The sequence below is a fragment of the Belliella pelovolcani genome, from assembly GCF_900156785.1.
Lineage (GTDB): Bacteria > Bacteroidota > Bacteroidia > Cytophagales > Cyclobacteriaceae > Belliella > Belliella pelovolcani.
The window spans coordinates 72,875-97,946 of the sequence record NZ_FTOP01000011.1; the positions used below are offsets into that span (position 1 = coordinate 72,875).

General features: G+C 37.1%; 20 protein-coding genes. 14 read left to right on the forward strand and 6 right to left on the reverse strand.

Going from position 1 to position 25,072, the window contains the following annotated elements; genetic code table 11:
- Positions 1-11: 11 nt before the first annotated feature.
- From BW935_RS12695 to BW935_RS12735, 9 genes are all read left to right on the forward strand, one after another.
- Positions 12-698 carry a hypothetical protein gene (locus BW935_RS12695; protein ID WP_076502006.1) on the forward strand — a complete coding sequence of 229 codons (687 nt, stop codon included), beginning with the start codon at positions 12-14 and terminating at the stop codon, positions 696-698.
- On the forward strand, positions 685-2,328 hold the full coding sequence (locus BW935_RS12700; protein ID WP_076502008.1) for a S8 family serine peptidase: 1,644 nt from the start codon (positions 685-687) through the stop codon (positions 2,326-2,328). Before BW935_RS12695 ends, BW935_RS12700 begins: the two co-directional genes overlap by 14 nt.
- Positions 2,329-2,379: 51 nt before the next feature.
- A complete protein-coding gene (rpe, locus tag BW935_RS12705) occupies positions 2,380-3,033 on the forward strand; it encodes a ribulose-phosphate 3-epimerase (protein WP_076502009.1) in 654 nt (217 codons plus the stop codon).
- Positions 3,034-3,184: 151 nt separating this feature from the next.
- Positions 3,185-3,706, forward strand: coding sequence for a hypothetical protein (locus BW935_RS12710; RefSeq protein ID WP_076502011.1), 522 nt, complete (start codon positions 3,185-3,187; stop codon positions 3,704-3,706).
- A gap of 102 nt (positions 3,707-3,808) precedes the next feature.
- On the forward strand, positions 3,809-4,792 hold the full coding sequence (locus BW935_RS12715) for a hypothetical protein (RefSeq protein WP_076502012.1): 984 nt from the start codon (positions 3,809-3,811) through the stop codon (positions 4,790-4,792).
- A 93-nt stretch (positions 4,793-4,885) separates the two neighbouring features.
- Complete coding sequence (gene gyrA, locus BW935_RS12720; RefSeq protein WP_076502014.1) at positions 4,886-7,417, forward strand: DNA gyrase subunit A; 2,532 nt, start codon at positions 4,886-4,888, stop codon at positions 7,415-7,417.
- A gap of 12 nt (positions 7,418-7,429) precedes the next feature.
- Positions 7,430-8,638, forward strand: coding sequence for a tetratricopeptide repeat protein (locus tag BW935_RS12725; RefSeq protein WP_076502016.1), 1,209 nt, complete (start codon positions 7,430-7,432; stop codon positions 8,636-8,638).
- 173 nt (positions 8,639-8,811) lie between these two features.
- A complete protein-coding gene (locus BW935_RS12730) occupies positions 8,812-11,271 on the forward strand; it encodes a PIG-L family deacetylase (protein WP_076502017.1) in 2,460 nt (819 codons plus the stop codon).
- A gap of 87 nt (positions 11,272-11,358) precedes the next feature.
- A complete protein-coding gene (locus BW935_RS12735; protein WP_076502019.1) occupies positions 11,359-13,065 on the forward strand; it encodes a sodium:solute symporter family protein in 1,707 nt (568 codons plus the stop codon).
- A 56-nt stretch (positions 13,066-13,121) separates the two neighbouring features.
- Here BW935_RS12735 and BW935_RS12740 read toward each other — a convergent pair whose 3' ends face one another.
- Complete coding sequence (locus BW935_RS12740; protein WP_076502020.1) at positions 13,122-14,471, reverse strand: M28 family metallopeptidase; 1,350 nt, start codon at positions 14,469-14,471, stop codon at positions 13,122-13,124.
- Positions 14,472-14,539: 68 nt separating this feature from the next.
- Between BW935_RS12740 and BW935_RS12745 the strand changes: the two genes are divergently transcribed.
- From BW935_RS12745 to BW935_RS12765, 5 genes are all read left to right on the forward strand, one after another.
- Positions 14,540-15,055 (forward strand): DinB family protein, encoded by a 516-nt coding sequence (locus tag BW935_RS12745; RefSeq protein WP_076502022.1) that lies wholly within the window; start codon positions 14,540-14,542, stop codon positions 15,053-15,055.
- Positions 15,056-15,305: 250 nt separating this feature from the next.
- Positions 15,306-16,973 (forward strand): DUF6909 family protein, encoded by a 1,668-nt coding sequence (locus tag BW935_RS12750; RefSeq protein ID WP_076502024.1) that lies wholly within the window; start codon positions 15,306-15,308, stop codon positions 16,971-16,973.
- Positions 16,974-17,158: 185 nt separating this feature from the next.
- A complete protein-coding gene (locus BW935_RS12755; RefSeq protein ID WP_076502115.1) occupies positions 17,159-17,737 on the forward strand; it encodes a YceI family protein in 579 nt (192 codons plus the stop codon).
- Positions 17,738-17,744: 7 nt separating this feature from the next.
- Positions 17,745-19,010 carry a hypothetical protein gene (locus BW935_RS12760; RefSeq protein WP_076502025.1) on the forward strand — a complete coding sequence of 422 codons (1,266 nt, stop codon included), beginning with the start codon at positions 17,745-17,747 and terminating at the stop codon, positions 19,008-19,010.
- A gap of 13 nt (positions 19,011-19,023) precedes the next feature.
- Positions 19,024-19,545: a hypothetical protein gene (locus tag BW935_RS12765; protein WP_076502027.1), complete on the forward strand. Its 522-nt coding sequence runs from the start codon at positions 19,024-19,026 to the stop codon at positions 19,543-19,545.
- A 2-nt stretch (positions 19,546-19,547) separates the two neighbouring features.
- Here BW935_RS12765 and argH read toward each other — a convergent pair whose 3' ends face one another.
- The 5 genes from argH to BW935_RS12790 form a co-directional block, all read right to left on the reverse strand.
- On the reverse strand, positions 19,548-20,891 hold the full coding sequence (gene argH, locus BW935_RS12770; protein WP_076502028.1) for an argininosuccinate lyase: 1,344 nt from the start codon (positions 20,889-20,891) through the stop codon (positions 19,548-19,550).
- Positions 20,892-20,903: 12 nt separating this feature from the next.
- Complete coding sequence (locus BW935_RS12775) at positions 20,904-21,968, reverse strand: M20 family metallo-hydrolase (protein WP_076502030.1); 1,065 nt, start codon at positions 21,966-21,968, stop codon at positions 20,904-20,906.
- 80 nt (positions 21,969-22,048) lie between these two features.
- Positions 22,049-22,849 (reverse strand): acetylglutamate kinase, encoded by an 801-nt coding sequence (gene argB, locus BW935_RS12780; RefSeq protein WP_076502031.1) that lies wholly within the window; start codon positions 22,847-22,849, stop codon positions 22,049-22,051.
- Between the two features lie 29 nt (positions 22,850-22,878).
- Positions 22,879-23,823 (reverse strand): Rossmann-fold NAD(P)-binding domain-containing protein, encoded by a 945-nt coding sequence (locus BW935_RS12785; RefSeq protein WP_076502033.1) that lies wholly within the window; start codon positions 23,821-23,823, stop codon positions 22,879-22,881.
- A gap of 118 nt (positions 23,824-23,941) precedes the next feature.
- Positions 23,942-25,072 (reverse strand): aspartate aminotransferase family protein, encoded by a 1,131-nt coding sequence (locus BW935_RS12790; protein ID WP_076502035.1) that lies wholly within the window; start codon positions 25,070-25,072, stop codon positions 23,942-23,944.

Here is a 25,072-nt window from a genome sequence, read left to right on the forward strand (position 1 = left end):
TACCGATCAGTATGCTTAGAAAATATGTCATAGTTTTATACTTATCTATTGGTCTTGTCCTAGGGTGTAGAGAAGTAGAGGACCCTACACGAGATCTTGGTTATGATTTTCAACCATTAGAAATTGGAAACTTCTGGGAGTATGTCGTTGAAGAGACTATTGTATTTGGAGAGAATGATTCTGAAACGAGTAATTTTTTCATCAGAGATAAGGTAGACTATAGCTATAGAAATGAGGCAGGAGAGATCGTCTATGTAATCTTACGCGAAAAGGGGACTAGTCGAAATAATTATATCAGTGATGGTAATTATGCACTTTTTATTAGAAACAATGCTTTGGTACGCATGCAAAATAATGAAAGAGTAGTGATGTTAGCATTTCCTCCGCGATTAGGAAGATCATGGGATGGTCGAGTCTATTCAAGTAACCAATCAGAACAGTTTGAGATAGATTTACTTGGTGGGTACGCCTTAGACGATAGGAATTATACACAGGCGGCAAGGGTTTTGCAAGAAGATGATGATGATTTGATTACTTTTCGAGACAAGAGATATGATGTTTATGTGAAGGGAATAGGTCAGATTGAACATTATTATGAAGTATTGACTTATTGTTCTAGAAATGACTGTTTGGGACAGCAGTTAGTTGATTCGGGTCGAAAAACCCACATGAAGATTATTAATTATGGAAGGAATTAGACTTGTATTTGTGTTTTTGTTTGTGTTGGTCATGGGATCAGTACAAGGACAAAGCAAGTATGCCATTCATTATAAATTTAAGCCTCAGGATGCTTACAGCTTGGATAGACCACAAGAATTTTTGACAGCAAAAGCTATAGAGCGTCGAGACCGGTATCAAATCCCTTTAGATTCGATGGATTTGCCAGTTTCTGAAAAGTATATCTCTACCATATCTGAGTTGACTGAAAGTATGCTTTACCATATCAGTTGGTTCAATGCATCCTTGGTAGTCGCTACAGAATCACAGATACAAGAAATAGAGGCTTTGGATTTTGTAGAGAAGGTAGTGTATGCAGCACCAATCATCGGAAATGGTGCAAGGTTGATTCAGAAAATCAAAAAGGGCTTCAATCTAAAATTGAATCTAAAAAACGCTAGGGTTTCCTCAAATGTATATGATTTTCAAAACGGACTTTTGGGAATACCTGAAATGCATGAACTTGGATTTAAAGGAGAGGGCATTACTATTGCAGTTTTTGATGCAGGATTTCCAGATGTGAATAACATTGAAGCTTTTAGTCATTTGTTTGAAAATCAGAGGATTGTTGGAGGGAAGGATTTTGTGGATTTAAATAATCAAAATATATTTTTTAAAAATCAGCATGGAATGAATGTACTTTCTGCCATTGCCTCAAATAAACCAGGGGAGCTTGTAGCGGGAGCCCCAAACTCTAATTATATTTTATGTATTACTGAAGATACTTCCAGTGAATATAGAATTGAAGAGTATAACTGGGTGAAGGCAGCCACATATGCAGATAGCCTTGGGGTAGATATTATCAATTCCTCTTTGGGGTATTTTGACTTTGATGATCCAACTATGGATTACACTGTCTCAGATTTGAATGGTCAGATTGCGATAATTTCAAGAGGAGCAGATATTGCACAAAATAAGGGTATTCTAGTTGTGACAAGTGCTGGGAACTATGGAAGTGTGGGTGAATCTTCCGTCACTGCACCAGCGGATGCACATGGAATTTTGTCAATTGGCGCAGTCAATAGTTCATTGGAAAGGGCAGGTTTTAGCTCTAGGGGTCCTACAGCAGATGGTAGGATAAAGCCAGAATTGAGTACTTTGGGACAAGGAGTGTATATTTATGTTCGTCCTAATATCAGCGTTTCTCAATCAAGTGGCACATCCTTCTCTGCGCCTCAAATTACTGCATTAGCGGCCGGGCTTTGGCAAGCAAAACCAGAATGGACAAAAGATGAATTAATTGAGGCGTTGATCCAAAGTGGTTCTCAATTTGAATCTCCAGACAATCTTTTGGGCTATGGAATTCCAAATTTTTCAAGGGCTTATTTTGGGGAAGTTTTGAATATTGAAAACTCTGAGCCTGAAATCAAATGGAAAGTATTTCCTAATCCACTAGAAGGTTCTATTATAAACGTTGAATTTGGTAATCGTTTAGATGCTTCATTTCTTTTAATAAATTCAACAGGAACTGTAATCCAGTCAGGTGAGATGAGCAGGGAATCCAGTCAAAATCCATTTGAGATTTCGACCCCCAATTTACCTGTGGGAGTATATGTGCTAGAGGTAAGAGATGCTGCTACTGTCAAAAGGATAAAATTGATAAAAAAATAGGGGGCTATAATCTTTTTTATTTCCTTTGCAGCAAATATAATTTTGCTCAAAATGTCCGTAAAAATAGCTCCTTCCATATTAGCTTCTGATTTTGCTAATCTCCAAAAAGAAATTGAGATGCTCAATGCATCAGAAACTGATTACATTCATGTAGATATCATGGATGGTGTTTTTGTACCTAATATTTCCTTTGGTATTCCAGTAACTGAGGCTGTCAAGCGACATGCAAAAAAGCCACTTGATGTTCATTTAATGATCGTCAATCCTGATCAATATCTTGAAGCATTCAAAAATGCTGGTGCGGCAATAATTTCAGTTCACTATGAAGCATGTACACATTTGCACAGAACATTACAAGCTATCAAACAGCTTGGTTGTAAAGCTGGAGTGGCACTCAATCCACATACCTCAGTCGAATTATTGAAAGATGTGATCAATGATATTGACTTGGTGTGTATCATGTCTGTTAACCCAGGTTTTGGTGGGCAAAAATTTATAGAGCAAACCTATCCTAAAGTAAAAAGATTGAAAGAAATCATCCTCGAGCATGGGGCTTCTACCGAAATTGAAATTGACGGTGGGGTTAACAAAGACAATGCACCATTGCTGAGAGCTGCTGGAGCAGATGTTTTAGTTGCTGGAAGTTTTGTCTTTAATTCACCAGATCCTATTCAGACTATCAAAACCCTGAAAGCAATAGAATAATATTGAATTTTGAAATTACCTTCGGTCAGAATTATTTGCCTTTTAACAATTATTGTGGTTTAGTTTTTGCATATTTCCTTGTGAAAATGCGTTTTAAACGTTTTATTGTAAATTGATTTTATTAAAAAACTAAATTTAAACTATTGTCATGATGAAAAGAGTGTTTGTACTAGCCTTCTTGATGTTGGGATTGATGAGTGTTCAGGTGAATGCTCAGGATGAGTCAGAAGAAGTGACTGAAGAGGAAATGATGAAATTTGCTTCTATGGAGGCACAGTTTGCGAAGTTTATAGCTAAAAAGCAAGCTGAAATGGAAGATATGATCAAGACGAATGAGGTGATCGAAGGAGGAGGTGCAAGATACAATGAAATCAAAGCAGCTTGGGGTAATGAAGAGAAAATGGCCGAAATTGAAGTGACTGAAGAAGAAAAGGCAGAATATCAAAGAATACAGGACTTTATTGCTTCTATCGGAGATGATGCTAGACAATATAAGACTGATTTGATTATGGATCAGGAAGTATTGGGAGCGGCAACTTACAACAAAGTAAACAAGGCCATGAAGGAAGATCCTGAAGTTAAAGAAAAGGTTGATTCTCTGATTGCTGAATTGAAAGCCAAAGCTGATGAGGAAACAGTAACTGAAGAAGATGAAACAACTGCAACAGTATAATTTTCATACATTTTGAATAAATAAAAAAGGTCTTCATCAAGAAGGCCTTTTTTATTGCCTATTCCTGTATTAAACTATCTTTGAAATTCGTTATTATCGTATATGAAAATCAAGTATACAATCATTGTCCTATTAGTTTTTGGATTTAGTAGCCTTTCGCTAGCCCAAGAAGATTTTTTTGGAATAGACACCAAAGCCAAGCGCAACAGAATGAGTCAAAGCAATCTAGGGAATGTTTTTAGACAAGCTGTGAGTAACTTTAGTTTTGAGCTTGCTGCAGGAGGTAATTATCTAAATAATCAAATTATGTTTAATTCTGAGCAACCCAGCTTTTATCCAATTGATCAGGTTAGAAATATTTCAAATGTTAGCGAGATTGCTTCTCAAGATACCCTTTCATTTAGAGGCGCAGGATTTGGAGTTCCTATCAACCTTGGAGTTAGGTTAAATCTCTTTGATATTTTCACGTTAGGTGGTGGTTATGGCCGTGAGATGGGTAGTTTTTCTTCAATGTCGAGTGGGGATTATGATTTCACTTTTGATCAGAGCGCATATACTTTTGATAAGCTTTATGGCACTTTTGGTTTAGTTCTCTATGATGCAAAAAGGAGAGTGAGTTTTCTTAAGTGGCGTTACAGAAAATTTGCTTCTCAAAACACCTACATGCAATCAGAGAAAAATCAAAGAATGCGACAAAATTACCCTTGGCGATTTATCCTTGAAGGAGAGTACGGGCAAATGTTCAACAGGTCTTCTCCCGATGCAAATCTCAATTTTAGTAATGAACCTTATTATGGATTGGCTTTGAGAATTGAAAGAGAGTTTTCAGAGTATGCTAGAATATTTGTGAAAGCAGGAGCAGAGTTTAGAAGTTTGGTATATGCCCCTCAAAACTTGGAAGAATTTCAAAATATACAACAAAGAGTATATGGTGCACAAATTGGCCTTTCAATTAGCCTTCCTGGAACTAAGAGATGTAAGGTTCAAGGTTGTGGTGTGGTAATGAAGCACTTACATGAAGGGGTAGAGTATAGGGGTAGTTCTATTTGGAATTTCCAAAACAGAAAAGTAGGTCAATGGTATTAAAACTTCATCAAAAACCCTTTTTTTGAGTGTAAATTCGTGTTTCAAAACCATATTCTTTTTATTATCTTGCAAGCTTATTGAGAATACATAAATATGGCTCAAGGAGAAAACGAGAATATCATACCAATTAACATTGAGGACGAAATGCGTGGAGCCTACATCGATTATTCGATGTCGGTTATTGTTTCCAGAGCACTTCCAGATGTCCGAGACGGACTAAAGCCTGTTCACCGAAGAATACTCTTCGGAATGCAAGAACTAGGAGTATTACATAATAAATCTTTTAAAAAGTCTGCAAGAATTGTGGGTGAGGTACTTGGTAAGTATCATCCACATGGTGATTCAGCAGTTTACGAAACAATGGTTAGAATGGCGCAGCCATGGTCTTTGAGATACCCCTTAGTGGATGGTCAAGGTAACTTTGGTTCCGTTGATGGAGATAATCCAGCGGCGATGCGTTATACAGAGGCAAGACTGAAAAGGATTGCTGAGGAGCTATTGATTGATATCAATAAGGAAACCGTTGACTTCCAGTTGAATTTCGATGACTCTTTAAAAGAACCAGTTGTTTTACCAGCTAAGATCCCAGCATTGTTGTTGAATGGTGCTTCGGGTATCGCAGTGGGTATGGCAACCAATATGGCACCCCACAACTTGGGAGAAATTGTAGATGGCATTACTGCTTACATTGACAATAGGGATATAACAGTCTCTGAATTAATGGAGTTTATAGTAGCACCTGATTTCCCAACGGGTGGTATTATCTATGGTTACAATGGTGTCAAGGCAGCATTTGAGACAGGAAGAGGTAGAGTTGTCATTAGAGGAAAGGCAGAGATAGAGACTAAGGATAGTGGTAAAGAAATGATCATCATTTCTGAAATCCCATATTTAGTCAATAAGGCTAATATGATCGAGAAGACAGCGCAGCTGATCAACGAAAAGAAAATCGATGGGATCTCGGCTATAAGGGATGAATCAGACCGTCAAGGGATGAGGATAGTTTATGAACTAAAGCGTGATGCTATCTCTAATGTTGTCTTAAACAATCTATATAAGCAAACACAATTACAGACCTCATTCTCAGTTAATAATGTAGCCCTTGTCAAAGGTAGGCCGCATACATTGAACTTGAAGGACATGATTGTGCATTATGTCAATCACCGTCACGAGGTAGTAGTCAGAAGGACAGAATATGAGCTAAGAGAAGCAGAGAAAAGGGCCCATATTTTATTGGGGTATTTAATTGCTTTAGATAATTTGGATGAAGTCATTGCTCTAATTAGAAACTCTAGAGATCCAGAAACAGCAAGAAATGGCTTAATTGAAAGATTCGAATTGAGTGAAATTCAAGCCAGAGCAATCTTAGACATGAGGTTGCAGCGTCTTACAGGCATGGAACGTGAGAAGATCCAGGAGGAGTATGATCAGATCATGAAGTTGATTGAAGAGCTTAAGGAAATTCTCGCTGATGAGGGCAAGAGAATGCAAATCATCAAGGATGAACTTGCTGAGATCAAAGAACGCTATAATGATCCTAGAAGAACTACTATAGAACACAACGCGGAAGACTTCAGCTATGAAGATATGATTCCAAATGAAGAAGTGGTGATTACCGTATCTCATGAAGGGTATATCAAGCGTACAGCACTTACAGAGTATAGAACTCAGAGTAGGGGTGGAGTAGGTTCTAGAGGAGCAACAACCAAAGATGATGATTGGACAGAATATTTGTTTACAGCTTCTACACATAATTATCTACTGATATTTACAGACCTTGGTAAGTTGTTTTGGTTAAAAACTTATGCAATACCAGAGGGAGCAAAAGCTTCCAAAGGTCGCCCTATTCAAAACTTAATAAATATCACATCAGAGGATAAGATTCGATCTATCATTCAGGTGGGAGATCTTAATGATCCTGACTATATAAATAATAATTTCTTAGTAATGGTTACTAAGAATGGTATCATCAAGAAGACCACATTAGAACAATATTCGAGACCTAGAACAAATGGTATCATCGCTTTAAATATCAGAGATGAAGATCAATTGATGCAGGTTGAAATGACAAACGGAGATTCACATATCATCATTGCAGCGAAATCAGGAAGGGCAATTCATTTCCACGAGTCTACAGTAAGACCTATGGGGCGTACGGCTACTGGTGTAAAAGCCATTTCGTTAAGTAATGTTAATGACCAAGTGATTGGCATGGTATGTGCCGCTAGAGAAGATGCTAACCTATTGGTAGTTTCGGAAAAAGGATACGGGAAAAGATCACCCCTTGATGAATACCGTATCACCAACCGAGGAGGAAAAGGTGTAAAAGCCATGAATGTCACCGAGAAGACGGGATCACTTGTTGCAATCAAAGAAGTGGTTGATTCTGATGACCTGATGATAATCAATAAATCAGGAATCACCATCAGAACTCCAGTTTCTAGCTTGAGAGTAATGGGTAGAGCGACACAAGGTGTAAGATTGATCAAATTGGGAGAAAATGACGAGATATCTTCCGTTGAGAAAATCAGAAAAGACGAATCCGAGGTCGAAGATACTACCATAGATGCTCAGGGAGAAAGCCCTGATTCAGAAAACAATGAAACTGAGGAACCAAACATTTAAGAAAAACACAAAATGAAAAAATTAATCCTATCAATCGCATTGGCAGGTCTTGTTTCTGTGAGTTTTGCCCAAAAAAAGGTAGCAAAATCTGCTGAGAAAAATTTCAAAAAAGGTGAGTTGACAACAGCATTAGATGAAATCAATGCTGCCTTATCAAACCCTGAAACAATGGATGATCCATCAAATCATCTGTTAAAAGGTAAGATTCAAACCAAAATGTTTGAAGCTGGAGATGAAAATGAAATGTCTACGGTCGCTCTTGGTAGAGATGCTTTCGGAACTTTCACAAAGACTATGGAAATGGTAGGTAATGATGAAAGTTCAAAAGTTGGAAAAGAAGTTTATAAAGATGATTTGGCTGGTATGCCAGAAAATCTAAGACCATTTGGAATTGTGACCTTGAAAAATACTGCTTTCCAGAAAGCAATAGCGACTTACGAGGAAGACAATATGGAGATGGCTTATGAGTTCTTTGCTTTGGCTGGAGATATTGATCCTACTGATTCTACTATGAACTTCAATGCTGGATACCTTGCAAATGATTTAGGAAAGTATGAAGAAGCTAAAAAATATTTTAACAGATTGTTGGAGCTTGAGGATTATAATAAATTGAATGCTTATTATTTCTTGATTCAGATTGCTACAAGTGCAGATTCTAATCCAGAGGAAGCTTTAAGATTGATAGGGGAGGCAAGAAAAGCAGATCCTTCCGATAAGACTTTAGCTGAATATGAAATTCAATTGTTATTACAATTGAATAAAATGGATGAAGCATTGACTTCTGTGGTTTCAGCCCTCGAAAATGATCCTAATAATGCTGGAATTCTTCTTAGATATGGATACTTGCTAGAGCAGTCTGGTGATTTGGAAGGAGCTTTAGTTCAATATAAGAAATCTGTAGAAGCTGATCCTGAGTTTTTTGAAGGAAATAACTATGCAGGCGCTATTTATCTTGAGAAAGCAAGAGTTATTCTTAATGAAGTAGGAAACCTTTCTGATGAAGAATGGGAAAAAAGAGCTGATTCTATGAATAAAGAAGCCGAAGGATATTATAGAGAAGCTGTACCATATTTTACAAAGGCAACAGAAATCAGGCCTGACTCTACTGATATCCTTGAGATACTTTTTCAAATCCACACCAGACTTGGTAACAAGGAAGAGGCTGAAAAGTATAATCAAAAACTAATTGCCATCCTTGGTGAAAATTGGATGGAAGGTTAATTCTTAAATCATTAATACAAAAAAAGCTACCTTTCGAGGTGGCTTTTTTTGTTGTTAGCACGACTAAATAACCACTGATACATTTTTTAAAATCATCTAAAACCCTTTGGTAAAAAAACGTTTTTAAATGATAGTTGCTTCTTATAGCTTTTACCTTTCAAACAATAGACCTTATGTTAAAACATGTAAGTTTGTCATTAGCTTTTATATGCTTGACATTTCAATTTTCTTATGCTCAAAATCCCTCTTCGAAACTTTATCATGATCTATTAAAACTAAAAGAGACAAAAAGGATCCTTTTCGTGGCAGCCCATCCTGATGATGAAAATACAAGACTGATCTCGTATTTAGCAAATGGTGAACATGCTCAAGTGGCTTACCTTTCTCTTACCCGTGGAGATGGGGGGCAAAATTTAATTGGAAAGGAGCTTGGGATTGAATTGGGAATGATAAGGACTCACGAACTCCTAAAAGCAAGAGAAACTGATGGAGGAAGACAGTTTTTTTCAAGAGCGCTTGATTTTGGATTCAGTAAGAATCCAGATGAAACATTGAATAACTGGGATAAAGAGCATTTGCTTTCTGATGTAGTATGGATTATCAGGAATTTTCAACCTGATATTATTATCAATAGATTCAATACCATTCCAGGGACCACACATGGACATCATACGACATCTGCTATCCTTTCTTCAGAAGCTTTTGATATCGTAGATGATCCAGAGGCTTTCTCAGAACAACTCAATTATACAAAACCTTGGAAAGCAAAAAGATTATTTTGGAATGCGTATAATTGGGGAGGTCAGTATGAACCAAAAGATGGAATGAATTATCATATTTTTCCTGTAGGTGATTATAACCCTTTGTTAGGCACCACCTATTCTCAGATCGCAGCAGATAGTAGGACTATGCATAAATCTCAAGGCTTTGGATCCACTTCACAGATAGGTTTTGGACAAGACTTTATCGAACAGATCAAAGGTGAAAGTTTCAAAAATAGTCCATTTGAAGGTATTGAAAGCCGCTGGAATAAGGTTCCAAATGGACAATCAATCGTATCAGCAATTGACAAAGCCATTCAAAGTTTTGATTTTATCGATGTTGAACAAAATGCAAAGAATCTGTTGAATATTAAGAGAATAATGGATTTCTCTGATTTCCAAGAACCATGGTTCAAGGAAAAGCAAGATTTCATCAATCAATTGATTTTAGATGTTTTAGGTGTAAAAGCTGAATTTATTATCAGAAAAGAAATAGCATATGCTGGAGAGTCTGTAGATGCTGAGATGATTTTTAATAATCCAAGTAGCCTGCCAATTCAAATCATACAAGTTCGAAATTCACTTTTGAATATGAATATGAATAAAGAAGCGGTGGATAATAAACCAATAAGTCAGTCATTAAAACTGACTATTCCAAAAGATTTCCCTATATCTCAACCGTTTTGGTTAGAAAAACCAATTGATAATAGTTTATTTGATATTCAAGATAAAAATAATATTGGTGCACCGATCAATAAACCAAGCATATCTCTTTTGCTGGATCTAAAAATAGATGGACAGTCTATTCAATTAGAGCTACCTTTGATGTATAAATATAATGACCAGGTAGATGGAGAAATAAAGCAGCCATTTACAATTGTTCCAGAGGTCAATGTAAGCCTAACTCAATCATTGGTGTTTTTGGTAGGTGGTGCTAAACCTGAGCTGTCAGTCGAGGTAACATTCAAAGATAAGTTTCTTGATGGTGAGTTAATATTTGAGGGGCTTACAAATGCGCAATATCAGATTCTTGCATCAGAAAAGGATGAAAGGAGGAAAAGAATAATTTATCAGGTAAAGTTACTTGATTCTGATGTTGAAAAAAAGGAGGTAACTGCTGCATTCAGTGCGAGTGATGGAAGGGTTTTTAATCAAAATACCAAAAGAATACTTTATAAGCATATTCCTAATCTGACCTATTTTACACCTTCTCAATTCAGCCTGATTAAAATGGATATTAAGATGTCTGATCAGAAGGTAGGTTATATCGTTGGAGCAGGAGATGATGTCCCTGATGTGTTGAGAAATTTAGGCTATGAAGTGAATTTTATAGAAAATGGAGATATTCAAAAGGATAAACTGAATGCCTACAAAACAATAGTGATTGGCATCAGGGCATTTAACACCAATCAAAATTTAGCAAACAATGTCGATCAATTGATGGAATATGTCAAGGGTGGAGGTAATCTGATTGTGCAGTATAACACATCTTCTCCACTACTTACTCGTGACTTAGGTCCATACCCATTTTCAATATCAAGAGATCGTGTGACGGTAGAAGATTCTCCAGTCGAAGCTGATTTCAATCATCCTGTTTTAAGTTATCCAAATCGAATATCGAGTCAGGATTTCGATGGCTGGGTGCAAGAAAGAGGATTATATTTTACTTCGAACTGGGATTCAAAATATACTACGCCTTTTATCATGCAAGACCCAGGTGAAAAGGAAAGCGCTGGTTCACTTTTATTTACTCAATATGGTAAAGGTACTTACACATATTCTGGAATCTCGTGGTTCAGGCAATTACCTGCGGGAGTTCCTGGTGCTATCAAAATCTTTGTCAATCTAATCGAACAAGGTGATGGACGATAAGGTGAATTGGAATAAATGGTATTGGTTGTTAATCATTGCTTTAGCAGTATTGATTGGCTTATTTTATTGGTTAACCCAAGCATTTTCATGAGTACGGTTGATTGGATTGTATTATTTTCTACATTATTTCTGATAGTTGGCTATGGGGTATATAAAACCTATGGGCCCAAGAGTATGGACAATTATTTGAGAGGTGATAGTGACATGAACTGGTGGACCATTGGACTTTCAATCATGGCTACTCAAGCGTCGGCTATTACCTTTTTGAGTACTCCTGGACAGGCGTATGAAGATGGAATGCGTTTTATACAATTCTATTTTGGCTTGCCAGTTGCAATGATCATTCTTTCAGTTACGTTTATACCTATTTATTATAAATTGAAAGTTTACACCGCATATCAGTTTCTTGAAAATAGGTTTGATTTAAAAACAAGAACTTTAGCAGCTCTTTTATTTCTGACACAGCGGGGTTTAGCAGCAGGGATTACAATCTATGCTCCATCTATTATTTTATCGACCCTTTTGGGTTGGAGTCTATTTTGGACTAATATTTTTATAGGTCTGCTTGTAATCTTATACACTGTGTCAGGAGGGACAAAAGCAGTTTCGATTACTCAAAAGCAGCAAATGGCCGTGATGATGGGTGGGATGGTACTAGCTGGCGTCTTCGTGATTAATATGCTCCCAGTGAGTTTCTCTGAAGCGCTACATGTGGCTGGAAAAATGGAGCGTTTGAATATTGTGAATTTTGAATTCAACCTTTCAGATCGTTACAATTTTTGGTCAGGTATGACGGCTGCATTATTCCTTTTTCTTTCCTATTTTGGAACTGATCAGTCTCAAGTTCAAAGGTATTTGACAGGAAAAACACTTGCAGAGAGTCGAATGGGACTGATAATGAATGGGCTATTGAAAGTACCGATGCAATTTATCATCCTATTTATAGGTGTTATGGTTTTTGTGTTTTATCAGTTTTTCCAACCTCCTGTAGTATTCAATAAAGTGCAAACCGAGAGTCTTATCAATTCAGGATTAAGAGATGACTATTTTCAATTAGAAGAACAATTTTCAGAGGTTTTTGACCAAAAATCAAAATCAATTTCTGAATTACTTTTAGCTATAGAAAGTAGTAATGAAGTAGGTATAGCAGATGCTCAAGCAAAAATGAAGTCTGCGCATACCAAACAAGAAGAAATCAGAAAAGATGTCAAATCTTTGATAATTCAAAATGATGCCTCAGCTGAAACAAAGGATACAGATTATGTTTTTATGCGCTTCGTGATGGACTATCTGCCTGTAGGAATTGTAGGGCTGCTTTTTGCAGTTATCTTTTCTGCTGCCATGTCATCTACTGCCTCCGAACTCAATTCTCTTGGTACAACTTCAACTGTGGATATCTATAAAAGGTCTCTTTACAAAGAGGGTTCAGATAAGCACTATATGCTTTCCTCCAAATGGCTTACCGCGTTTTGGGGTGTCTTTGCAATTTTATTTGCTACTTATGCGACATTATTTGAGAATTTGATTCAGGCTGTCAATCTTCTTGGATCCCTATTTTATGGGACAATTTTAGGCATTTTCTTGGTAGGTTTCTATATGAAATGGATCAAAGGAAATGCCGTATTTGTTGCAGCTCTTATGGCAGAAGCTATTATTTTATTGATTCACTGGCACAATGGAGATGCTCTATTTGGTATTCCAATCAATATTGGTTTTCTGTGGTACAATGCCATAGGCTGTATTTTGGTCATGGTTTTTGCTATTCTCATTCAGGCTGCCAATAGACAGAAATAAAAAAATGCACCTTAGAATAATCTGAGGTGCATTTTTTGTCAAATATTTCCGAGAACTTATCTTGTAATAGGCTGAGGAAATACAGCGAGACTTTCGTGCCCACCTTCTCCTACGGCCTGCACTGCAAAGAAATAGTTGTCTTTGGAATAAGGAATAGTGAGTGTAGTATCTTCTGTATAGAACTTTTTAGACCACATGGACTCGTTTGTTTCTCTCATCAAGACATAGTAGCCTTTCGCCTTCCCGATTTTTGGAGCCTCCCATCTCAAAGTGGAAGTATTGCTCAATCTTCTTACATCTATCCCTACCATTTGTGGTTCGGAAGGGGCGGTAGCTAAATATGCCAAAGCAGCAAGGTTGATTCCCGTTGCTTTTCTCATGTATTCAAAATCCATGAATTCTGGTAAATCCCCGTATTGTATACCATCTTCCAGTCTTACATTTTCATGTTGAGCGTAATAGTTTTCATTCATTTCACATACTCGGATAGCTGTGAAGCCTTCTCTGGCAAAAGGTGTATGATCTCCACCACGAAGGAATCGATCATTTCTGTATATCAGTTTTACTTCAAGTTGATCCACGTACCTTTCTCCAACTTCTTTCATAAATCTAGCAAGTTGTCGTGATTTACTATCATTTTCGCCATTGGTATATCTTCTTACAGCAGCCATTTGCTCTGTTTCCGCCATAGGAACACCTTCTGAAAAAATTCTGATTCTTGTATTGTCGGCAATATCTGTTCCTGAGGATCTGCTGTTACCTATCATATCATTGTTGAGGACAGCTGCAAGATTCCAGTTTTCTGACTTTGCTTTTTTGGCTAAGTACTCTGCACCCTTAAGCCCTTGTTCTTCACCACTGACTACTACAAACTTGATCGTAGCAGGATAAGTGTTTTTTGACATAATTTTGACTAGCTCTATGATGGCAGCTACTCCAGAACCATCATCATTTGCACCTGGGGCATCAATTTTTGAATCCATGACACTAAGTGCTCTACTATCTATATGAGCCATGATGATAAAAATTCTATCATCATTTGGATCTATACCTTGCAAGGTTGCAATGACATTTCCTAATTTACTATCTGTTGGAATTCTCCTGTTGTCAGCTGGAATAGTAAAGAAATCAATCTCAGAGCTTAATCTTCCTCCAGCATCTTTTTCAAATGATTTGAAATGATTTAATACATAGTTTTGAGAAGCAAGAATCCCTCTATTTTCCTCTTCTTCGCTCAGCGTGTGCCTCGTGCCAAAGTCTGCTAGGTCTCTTACATATTGCTCTAAGCTCGTAGCACTGATTTGTGAAACCATTTTTTCAATTTTTGAATCTCTTTGAACAATCTGAGTTTGAGCAAATGCAGATGTTGAAACAAGTAGGGTAATTATTATGAATATTTTTCTCATTTTAGTTATAGGTGATTTTGAAACTATTAAATTTACTAAAGTACTATAGATCACCAAACGAATTTTACATGAACGAATCTATGAAACCCAAAGTAGGAGAATATGCCCCTTATTACGGAAAGTATATTGATAAAATTATCAATGAAGATATTTCCAAGTTGTTGCTGAATCAAGTAGAGGAAATAAGAAAGTTTTACGAGGAAATGGGGGAGGAGAAGAGCAATCTGGCCTATGCTGAAGGTAAATGGACTGCAAAGGAAGTTTTAAATCATATTGCTGATACGGATAGAGTGATGACATTTAGAGCTTTATGCTTTTCAAGGGGAGAGACTTCACCTTTACCTGGATTTGATCAGGATATCTATGTTTCCAATGCTAGAGCCAATGATATTCCATTAATGAATTTACTTGAGGATTTTGAAATGCAGCGTTATGCCTTGGTATCTATGTTGAAAACGCTTCCAATAGCAAGTTATACCAAGACTGGAATTGCGAGTAATCATGAGGTTAGTGTCAGAGCATTATTTTATATCATGGCTGGCCATGTTTTGCATCATTTAGAGGTTTTGAAGGAGCGATATTGAAATTCTTCAATGGTTTGAAAGTAGCCTTTATTGATCATTGTCGGATTATAAAAGTATGTTTTTGACGTCTTCATGAAATTAAATTGGGGTGTATTCGAGAAATTATACTATATTTGCTGAATTTATCTACTGCAAAAAATCTAAGAAAATGAATTTGAGCTTGCTTTTTAAATCGACAAAAAATTCTTTTCACGCAGTTTGAAAATTTCACATAATTTCAGAATAAGAATAACTAAAAAATAAAATTTATATGAAAAGAACAAGAGCACAGGAATCACGAGCCGCCATTGAAAGACTATACATTACAATGAGACACCTTTTTATGAGAGGGTCTTATAAGCCTATGGGAGTTTCTGGTGAGTCGCTGGTGAGTTCACTTTTGGTGTTGAGTCCGGAGATTTATGGTCTAGTGGTGGACGAAGAAAAAATAGAATTAGATGGGCTGCTTTATGTCATGGAACGTCTACCTAGAGGAATAGAGGAATGTAGATATGTGAGATTGATCAGTCGAGAAGGTTATGAGAATTCTGATTTTCCTACATTAGTTCCTGCCAAAAGAAGAAGAAATTGCTACAGAGTAGACCATGATCAAATGTATGTAGAGATGACCAGAGGTAAGTCAGATATTTATGATATACTGACTCACCTTACCTTTCTTTATATTGAATCAGAGAAAATCAGGGCAAATTCTACAGATCATAAAGGTAGAATCAACTTGAATTGGCAGATGTTGGAGAAAATAGTAGAGAAGGAGCGAAATGGAGAAGATTTTGACAAAGAGGCTGCTTGCTCTTATCTCAGCCATATTACAGGAAGAACATTTGACGAGACCCATGTAGCAGTGAGCAAGTTTGGCCAGTCTTCAAATTCAAATAGCCTTTTCTCAATTATTTATCACTTGGGTAAATTATCTATTGACGAATTTGCTGAAGAGAAAGATAGAGAGATTTCATTTTCGGCTACGCTAAGAGAAAGAGTGGGCCATCACGTATATGGAGAGTTGTGGGCCAATAGAATCAAAAAAGTATTGGATGAAAAAGGCCTGCTAGAAAGGCCTATACATATCATCTCAGCAAATCTTCATAGCGTGGTCAACACCATCTTTGGACATCAAGCATTGGGATTGAAAAACTACGATGAAATTGAAAAAGTCGCAATGGATATCAGTGTTGGTGATAAAAAGAATAAGGGGAGAGAAATACAAGCCTTTGCTAATGCAAACGGTTTTATAGATTTACCAGATTTGTCAGGAACAAATATAGGGGCACAGCTTATTGATACTGCTCAGATGAGTAAAGATACCGTCATCCCGGGAGTTTCACTACCCAAAGACCCAAAAGCCAGACCTGTCATCGTTGTGATGGATTATGCATTTGGAGAACAGGCTTATGAATGCTTTGATGAATTGCTGAAGCCTTATGAAAAGGACGGTAAGGTAATTCCATTGGATGTAGTTTCAGCATCAATCATGGGTAAAGCTGGAATTCTTGAAGGAAACAAAGGAGATATCATGATTCCAAGCAGTCATGTATTTGAAGGGACTGCAGATAATTACCCATTGAAAAATGAATTTAAAAAATCAGATTTTGAAGGTTTTGGACTTGGGGTGTATGATGGCCCGATGATAACGGTATTGGGTACTTCATTGCAAAATAAAGATGTTCTGAGATATTTTATGGAGTCCTCTTGGAAAGCATGTGGCTTAGAAATGGAAGGGGCACATTACCAGAAAGCAATCCAGTCAGCTAGTAAAATTAGAAATTCAATTAGAAAGAATGTAAAAGTCCTGTATGCATATTATGCTTCTGACAATCCTTTGGAAACAGGAAGTACTCTTGCATCTGGCGCTTTGGGAATGGAAGGTGTGAGACCAACTTACTTGATTACTTACAAGATTCTGGAAAAAATATTTTCTTAAATTCAAAAAAATGCAATAATCATTCAAAGCCTGATGTGTAAATGTCAGGCTTTTAGTGTTTTATTTAGGGGAGTTCTATTTTTTGATTTTTGCTTGTGTCTAAAATCATCATAAAAACTGACTTTTCTCATGTTTTAGGGAGCTAAGGCATAATACCTTTGATTCATAATCAAAAGCAAAAAGCCATGAACAAGTTTAGCTTACAAATAATCAAAACCACACTCTTAGCAGTAATTGTCTTCTTCAACTATTCAGTATTTGCACAATCAGACTTCTCTTTAGTTTCTGGTGCAGATCTGAAAGTGACTGGAACGTCTACTTTGCATGATTGGGATATGAAATCTAGCACAGCTACAGGTAAAGCACAGATTACTTTAGAAAATGGTAAAGTTGTCAATGTAAAAAATGTAACGATCACTATGCCTGCTGAAAGTATCAAAAGTGGTAAAAGTGGTATGGATAAAAATGCCTACACAGCATTGAAAACGAAAAACCATAAAGATGTAAAGTTTACATTGAAGGAGCTAATAGCCAAAGGGAATGGTTTCGAAGCAACGGGAGATTTTACAATTGCTGGAGTAACTAAGTCAGCAAAATTCCCAGTAACAGCAAGTGTGGCTGGTGATAAGGTCACTTTCAAAGGACAACATGATTTCAAATTAACAGATTATAACATAGATCCTCCCACAGCTTTGATGGGAACAGTAAAAACAGGTAATGAAGTAAGTATCCATTTCAATGTCACATTCCAACCAACAAAATAATTAAATTATGAAAAAGTACATCCTTTCCCTAATTGCTATCGCAGGCTTATCAGCCGCTACGATGGCCCAAGGACTCCAAAGAGATATGCAATTCTGGAGATCCTATGATCAAAGAGGTATCAATGTTTTCGAAACAGGAAAAGCAGATACAGTTGAATTTGATGGAATCAAAGTAAGAGTTGGAGGTCACTTCACTCAGCAATTCCAAAGCTTAAGCCACAGTAATGCAGCAGGTTCCCCAGCTCTTATCGAAATCGGTGCAGGTACTAACTTAGCTACAGCAAACTTGAACATCGATGTTGCCTTGGCAGATGGTGTGAGATTGAACTTGGTGACTTATCTTTCTTCTAGACACCACCCTGAAACTTGGGTGAAAGGCGGATTCTTGCAAGTAGATAAATTAGGTTTCTTGGGAATCGGTAATACAGATTGGTTTGACAAGTACCTGACAGTGAGAGTCGGTCACATGGAGATCAATTATGGTGATGCCCACTTCAGAAGATCAGATAACGGTAATGCGATGTACAACCCATTCATAGGTAACTATATCATGGATGCATTTACTACAGAAGTTGGTGGGGAAGTATTCTATCAAAATAACGGTTTCTTAGCAATGGTTGGCGTAACAGGTGGTGAGATTCAAGGAGGGGTGACAAGACCAGATGACAGAAAGTTAAACTTCCTAGGTAAAGTTGGTTATGATAAATATGTCACTGATGATATCAGAGTAAGATTGACGGGGTCTATTTACTCTACATCAGGATCTGCAAGAAATACCCTATGGGGTGGTGACAGAGCAGGATCTAGATATTACTTGGTAATGGATCCAGTAGGAGCTACTACAGCAGCAAACTTTACTTCAGGTAGGTTCAACCCTAATCAAACTGACAATATCACAGCTATGGTATTCAACCCATTTGTGAAAATCAAAGGCTTGGAATTATTTGGAAACTTTGAGCAATCAAAAGGTAAAGCTGCGAACGAGCAGACTGACAGAAGTTGGAACCAAATCGGAGCTGATGCTGTCTACAGAATAGGCGTAAAAGAGAATGTTTACCTTGCTGCAAGATACAATAAAGTAAGTGGTGAGTTAACGGGTGGTAGAGATGTGAGCATCGATAGAGTTCAGATAGGCGGTGGTTGGTTTGTTACCAAAAATATCCTAGCTAAGCTCGAATATGTAAACCAAAACTACAATGACTTCGCTGTTGGAGATATCAGAAATGGAGGTAGATTCAATGGCCTAATGATAGAAGGTGTCATAGGATTCTAAATTAAAAATAATCATGCGTGTCCTTATAGCATTGATTCTCGTACTTAGTCACATCGTTCCTTCTGAAAAGGAACTGATCATCAAGGAAAAGGTCATCACCGTACAAGGTCAGACCTCTTTGGGAAGCTTCAAATGTGACTATCTGAATCAAGGTTTTAAGGACACGCTTTTTGTTAATAGTGCCAAAAGCCAAAAGCCAATTGTTTTTGACATTCCAGTTCAGGAGTTTGGCTGTGGTAATTTTTTACTAAATAAAGACTTTAGAAAGACAATTAAAGCTGATGAGTATCCACATGCTAAGGTTCGAGTAAATAACTTGAAATTAAAAGGCAAGGACTATACATGTGACGTAATCGTCAATATTGTAGGTAAAAGATTGGAATACAAAAGCTTAGATCTTACCAATGGAGGGAATCAACTCAAAGGTAACATTATCCTTAATTTCGATGAACTAGACCTAAGTCCTCCAAAAAAACTTGGTGGCTTAATCAAAGTCGAAGAGCAACTAGCTTTAGAAATAAAACTTGGATTCTAACCTTATGTGGTAGAACCCAATAGTTTGATATACGCCTTATTTACTTTTTCAAAATCAAATTTTTCGATGACTGCTCCCATTTTGGCACTGATGTCATCCACACAAAGATTTCCTATGCTTCCTTCATGTGTATGGTTTACTTGTTCTTGATTCGGATTGAAGTCATCCTTTTCTATATCCATTCCAACCTTTTTGTAGGCATCTCTAAACGGTACACCTTTCAAAACAAGTTCATTCACTACTTCTACTGAGAACACATGCTTGTAAAATGAATCTTTGAGAATTTCAGGTTTGATTTTGATTTCTTTGAGCATGAGACTAGTCATGTTGATACATGATATCAATGATTCCAAGCCTGGAAAAATATGTTCTTTTAATAGTTGCAGATCACGGTGATAGCCTGTAGTTGTATTGGTGAGTATTAAGGTGATAGCTTGAGGGATATTTTGAATTTGATTTGTTTTGGCTCTGATCAATTCGAATACATCTGGATTCTTTTTGTGAGGCATGATGCTACTCCCGGTAGTCAGTTCATCGGGAAAAGAAATGAACCCAAAGTGCTGATTCATAAATAGACAAATGTCCGCAGCCATCCGATTTAATGTACCTGCCAAGCCTGCCATTGCAAAGGAAAGTGTTTTCTCTGTTTTTCCACGGCTGTTTTGTGCGTTGATCACATTATGATGGAGATCATCAAAGCCCAGTAATTTAGTAGTCATATTTCTATCCAAGGGAAATGAAGATCCGTAACCTGCTGCTGAACCCAATGGGTTTTTGTCTGCCAATTTGTAAGCTGTAAGCACTAGTTCAAGATCTTCTGCCAGTCCCTCAGCAAAAGACCCAAACCACAATCCAAAGGAAGAAGGCATAGCAAGTTGTGTATGGGTATAGCCTGGCATCAAGTCTGATTGATGCTTTTTTGATAGTTTTTGGAGTAGATCAAATAATTCTTTTGACGCTTCTACTAATTCACGAATGGCTGCCCTGTAGTAAAGTTTTAGATCAACCAAGACTTGATCATTACGAGACCTTCCACTATGTAGTTTCTTGCCAACTTCTCCATATCTTTCTGTCAACAAGAACTCCACTTGAGAGTGCACATCTTCCACCCCTTCTTGGATGTCAAATTGACCTTTTTCTATTTCTAGATAGATTTCTTTCAATCCTTTCAAAAGTAAACTTAATTCTTCTTTGCTTAAGAGGTCTATTTTCTCAAGCATAATAGCATGTGCCATTGAACCTAGTACATCAAAAGGAGCTAAAAGTATGTCAAATTCAGGATCTCTGCCAATTGTGAATTGTTCGACTTCTTTGCTGCTCGTTTTATCTTTTTGCCAAAGCTTCATGAGGTATTTAAGTTATGCTGTTTGAAAGTATTGATTGAGTAACTTGATGTATGAATTGATTCCGGATTCTATCTCGGATAAGTAGATGAATTCATCAGCTGAATGTGACCGAGCTGAATCTCCAGGCCCTATTTTTAGCGAAGGAAAAGGCATCAAGGCTTGATCTGATAGTGTAGGGCTCCCGTACTGACTGATGTTCAATGTTTTTAAAACTTTTAAAATTCGATGATTATCAGGGATTTTGGAAGAGTTAAGTCTTAATGATCTAGGTACTAGATTGGCTTTAAGCTTAGGAGTTATTTCTTCCAATGCTTCTTCAAGAGAGTAGGCATCAGTAACTCTTACATCCAGCGTATAATTACAAGTATCGGGTATAACATTATGCTGTGTTCCAGCTTGTATTAACGTAGCTGTAATTTTTGTTTTGCCTAAGTATTTTGACTCTCGTTCAAATTGGTAGTTCTGAATAAATAGTAAATCATCGAGTGCCTCGTAGATTGCATTTACACCTTCTTCTCTAGCGGCATGACCGGCTTTTCCTTTGACAGTTGCATCTACTACGAGAAGGCCTTTTTCTGCTACTGCTGCTTCCATCTGAGTAGGTTCTCCTACAATTGCTAGATCGATCTTAGGAAGCAAATTCAAAATGCTCTCAACACCATTTTTACCTGAAATCTCTTCCTCAGCAGTAGCTGCTAAGATCAGGTTGTATGAACAGTCTTGGTAATAAAAATGAAGGAAAGTAGCGATCAAAGCAACAAGGCATCCACCTGCATCATTACTTCCTAATCCATATAATTTCCCCAAATCTACCTGAGGATTGAAAGGGTCTCTGGTATAGCCGGAATTAGGCTTGACAGTATCATGGTGTGAGTTTAACAGTATCGTAGGCTTGGAGTCGTCAAAGAACTTGTTTTTAACAAGTATATTATTTTGAGACCTAACTACAGGTATTTTTCTTTGTTGGAAAAAATTATTTAAAATATCAGCTGTTTGGTCCTCTTCTTTACTGAAAGAGGGTGTTTTGATAAGTTCCTTGAGGAGGTCTATAGCTGCATGATAATCTGGAGAAGCCACGTTCTAACTTAAAATTTTAATGATATTTTACTTCAATTATTGATGTTGGTAATCTATTTTAAATAATTGAAATTCAATTATTAATAAAGATCATATTTGTGACTTTCTATCATAGTGCCAGATACTTTACCTTTGGCAGCAAGTAGCAAATTTTCAGCTTTTCCAATCCACACCAGATTGACACCTTTTTTCAAAGCAGAGAAAGCATTATCCAATTTTGGGATCATACCGGAATGGATTACATTTTCTTGTTTGAGTTCTTGATAGATGTCATCATTGATCAATGGGATAATTGAGTCATCATTTTTTTCATCGATTAGAACTCCCGCTTTATTGAAACAATAATAGAGATTGATTCTGTGTTTTCCTGAAAGCGCTACTGCCATTTCAGAAGCGATACCATCTGCGTTTGTATTGAGGAGTTGTCCTTTTTTATCGTGAGTGATGGCACTGATTACAGGAATTATATCTTGATCCAATAAGTTTTCGAGAAGGTCTGTATTGATGGTTTTGATATCACCAACAAAACCATAATCTATCTTTTTTACAGGACGTTTTTTGGATTGAATCAAGTTGCCATCAGCCCCAGTCATTCCCAATGCATTTTGTTTTAATTTTTGAAGTTTTGCTACTATCTGCTTATTGATCAATCCAGCATATACCATTGTGACGATGTCTAAGGTGTCTTTGTCGGTGATTCTTCTGCCATCGATCATTTCTGGCATGACTCCGAGGCTTTCTCCAAATTTTGACGCAAGTACTCCACCGCCATGCACTAGGATTTTTTTTCCTGGAAATCTTGAAAATAGAAAAAGGAATTCTTCAAGTTTTTCGGGGTAATCAATGACATTTCCGCCAATTTTGATAATACTGATATTCATGGTGTTAATAGGTTTGTTAGGTTTGGTTATTATTCAATGATCATGCTAAGCACTGCTTGTGCTGCATAAATTCTATTTTCAGCTTGTTTTTGAACAAGGCTTCTTTGTCCATCTAAAACTTCATCTGATAGTTCTACATTTCTCCTAACAGGGAGACAATGCATAACTTTTGCACCTGAGGCATTTTTGAAATGTGACTCTCTAAGCATCCAATCAGGGTCAGTTGTATGAATTTTCCCATAGTCATTGAAAGCCGACCAGTTCTTGACATAAACGAAATCAGCTCCCACTAGAGCTTTATTCTGATCATATTCGATAGTGGCTCCCTTCGTGAATTTTTCATCTAATTCATAGCCTTCTGGATGTGTTATAGTTAAGTCATAATCACATCCCACTGCCCATTCTGCAAAAGAATTGGCTACTGCATGTGGAATAGCTTTGATATGTGGAGCCCATGTGAGCACCACTTTTGGTTTGACACCAGATAGCATGTGCTCTTGAATGGTTACCATATCTGCAAGACTCTGTAGAGGATGCCTTATGGCACTTTCTAAAGAGACAACTGGAATTCCTGAGTACTTTATGAATTGATTGAAGATATAATCTTCAGTATCTTCTTTTTTGTCAACCAGTGATGGGAAGGCTCTTACTGCAAGAACATCGAAGTATGTCCCTAAAACAGCGGCAGCATCTTTGATATGTTCTACAGTACCTTTATTCATGATGGCACCCTCCTTCATTTCAAGTGCCCAGCCTTCTTTATCCATATTCATGACTATGGCTTCCATACCAAGATTCATTGCCGCTATTTGGGTACTAGCCCTGGTTCTCAATGAAGGGTTCAAAAAAATACAGCCTACACGCTTTCCTAAACCTTTTGATATATCAATCCTAGGGTTATTTTTATAAGCTAGAGCTTTCTCGATCAATCGATCTGCTAAGGATTTATTTTCGAATTGGGTGAAATGCTTCATGATAGTGATACTACTTGTGAAAAGAAGGAGGTTAGGTTGTTTAGAGAAGTTTTTTCAGCTCAGATGAAATAATATTTCAATGAATGTGAATTTGCTGAATAGAATTATTGGTAATGATTTAAGCTAAAATTTTCTTCAAGCTATCTAAAAACGAAGATAGTTGATTTATTTCAATATTTAAAGGAGGTAGCAAACGAATGGTATGCTTTCCTGCTGAACTTCCTGTAAATATTTTGTATTTTGAAATTAATTCAGAACGAATTGGTCCTGCTTCTTTTTCAAAGTCAATCCCAATCATCAAGCCTTTTCCCCTTACTGATGTGATGCAACCTATCTGTTCAAGTTCTTTTATAAGATAGTTTCCTAATGTATGGGAGTTTGAAATTAAATTTTCACTTTCTATAACTTCTAAGACTGCAAGACCAGCTGCGCAGGCAAGGTGATTTCCACCAAAAGTGGTTCCTAATAAGCCATAAGATGCGTTGAAGTCAGGATGGATCAATACGCCACCAATAGGATAGCCATTTCCCATACCTTTGGCAATCGTAATGATGTCAGGTTTGAGTCCATCTACCCACTGATGAGCAAAGAATTTTCCTGTCCGACCATATCCTGACTGTACTTCATCGAGAATCAATTTAGCACCATACTTTTGACATAGGGATTGAAGATCTAGAAGAAAAGTTGCTTCTGGTACATGTATTCCATTGACTCCTTGAATTCCTTCTATGATGATCCCGGCGATATTCCCGATTTTCAACTGTTTTTCAACAGCCTCAGTATCGTTCCAAGGTAAAATAAAGGTGTCTTTTCGGTGGTTTGAAGGTGCTATTATTTTTGGGTTGTCAGTAAGTGCGACGGCGCCACTTGTTCGACCATGAAATGCACCACTAAAAGATATAAAACCTGATTTCTGTGTTGCGAATGAAGCAATCTTCAAGGCATTTTCATTGGCTTCTGCTCCAGAATTACACAGAAAGAGATGAAAGTCCGAGTAACCTGAAAGCTCCCCCAATTTTGAAGCTAATAACTTTTGAATAGGAATTTGAACGGAATTGGAATAAAAAGCGATCTGATCAAGCTGATCTTTGATTCTTTGATTGAAGTGAGGGTGTGAGTGACCTATAGAGATCACTGCATGGCCTCCATAAAGGTCTAAGTATTCATTTCCTTGATCGTCCCAGATTTTTGCTCCTTGTGCTTTTACCGGTGTCACATTGATCAATGGGTAGACATCAAATAGTTTCAT

Excerpts from the sequence above, each read along its gene's own strand:
- BW935_RS12695 (WP_076502006.1), top strand. The coding sequence starts at position 12 with ATGCTTAGAAAATATGTCATAGTTTTATACTTATCTATTGGTCTTGTC.
- BW935_RS12700 (WP_076502008.1), top strand. The coding sequence starts at position 685 with ATGGAAGGAATTAGACTTGTATTTGTGTTTTTGTTTGTGTTGGTCATG.
- rpe (WP_076502009.1), top strand. The coding sequence starts at position 2,380 with ATGTCCGTAAAAATAGCTCCTTCCATATTAGCTTCTGATTTTGCTAAT.
- BW935_RS12710 (WP_076502011.1), top strand. The coding sequence starts at position 3,185 with ATGAAAAGAGTGTTTGTACTAGCCTTCTTGATGTTGGGATTGATGAGT.
- BW935_RS12715 (WP_076502012.1), top strand. The coding sequence starts at position 3,809 with ATGAAAATCAAGTATACAATCATTGTCCTATTAGTTTTTGGATTTAGT.
- gyrA (WP_076502014.1), top strand. The coding sequence starts at position 4,886 with ATGGCTCAAGGAGAAAACGAGAATATCATACCAATTAACATTGAGGAC.
- BW935_RS12725 (WP_076502016.1), top strand. The coding sequence starts at position 7,430 with ATGAAAAAATTAATCCTATCAATCGCATTGGCAGGTCTTGTTTCTGTG.
- BW935_RS12730 (WP_076502017.1), top strand. The coding sequence starts at position 8,812 with ATGTTAAAACATGTAAGTTTGTCATTAGCTTTTATATGCTTGACATTT.
- BW935_RS12735 (WP_076502019.1), top strand. The coding sequence starts at position 11,359 with ATGAGTACGGTTGATTGGATTGTATTATTTTCTACATTATTTCTGATA.
- BW935_RS12740 (WP_076502020.1), bottom strand. The coding sequence starts at position 14,471 with ATGAGAAAAATATTCATAATAATTACCCTACTTGTTTCAACATCTGCA.
- BW935_RS12745 (WP_076502022.1), top strand. The coding sequence starts at position 14,540 with ATGAACGAATCTATGAAACCCAAAGTAGGAGAATATGCCCCTTATTAC.
- BW935_RS12750 (WP_076502024.1), top strand. The coding sequence starts at position 15,306 with ATGAAAAGAACAAGAGCACAGGAATCACGAGCCGCCATTGAAAGACTA.
- BW935_RS12755 (WP_076502115.1), top strand. The coding sequence starts at position 17,159 with ATGAACAAGTTTAGCTTACAAATAATCAAAACCACACTCTTAGCAGTA.
- BW935_RS12760 (WP_076502025.1), top strand. The coding sequence starts at position 17,745 with ATGAAAAAGTACATCCTTTCCCTAATTGCTATCGCAGGCTTATCAGCC.
- BW935_RS12765 (WP_076502027.1), top strand. The coding sequence starts at position 19,024 with ATGCGTGTCCTTATAGCATTGATTCTCGTACTTAGTCACATCGTTCCT.
- argH (WP_076502028.1), bottom strand. The coding sequence starts at position 20,891 with ATGAAGCTTTGGCAAAAAGATAAAACGAGCAGCAAAGAAGTCGAACAA.
- argB (WP_076502031.1), bottom strand. The coding sequence starts at position 22,849 with ATGAATATCAGTATTATCAAAATTGGCGGAAATGTCATTGATTACCCC.
- BW935_RS12785 (WP_076502033.1), bottom strand. The coding sequence starts at position 23,823 with ATGAAGCATTTCACCCAATTCGAAAATAAATCCTTAGCAGATCGATTG.
- BW935_RS12790 (WP_076502035.1), bottom strand. The coding sequence starts at position 25,072 with ATGAAACTATTTGATGTCTACCCATTGATCAATGTGACACCGGTAAAA.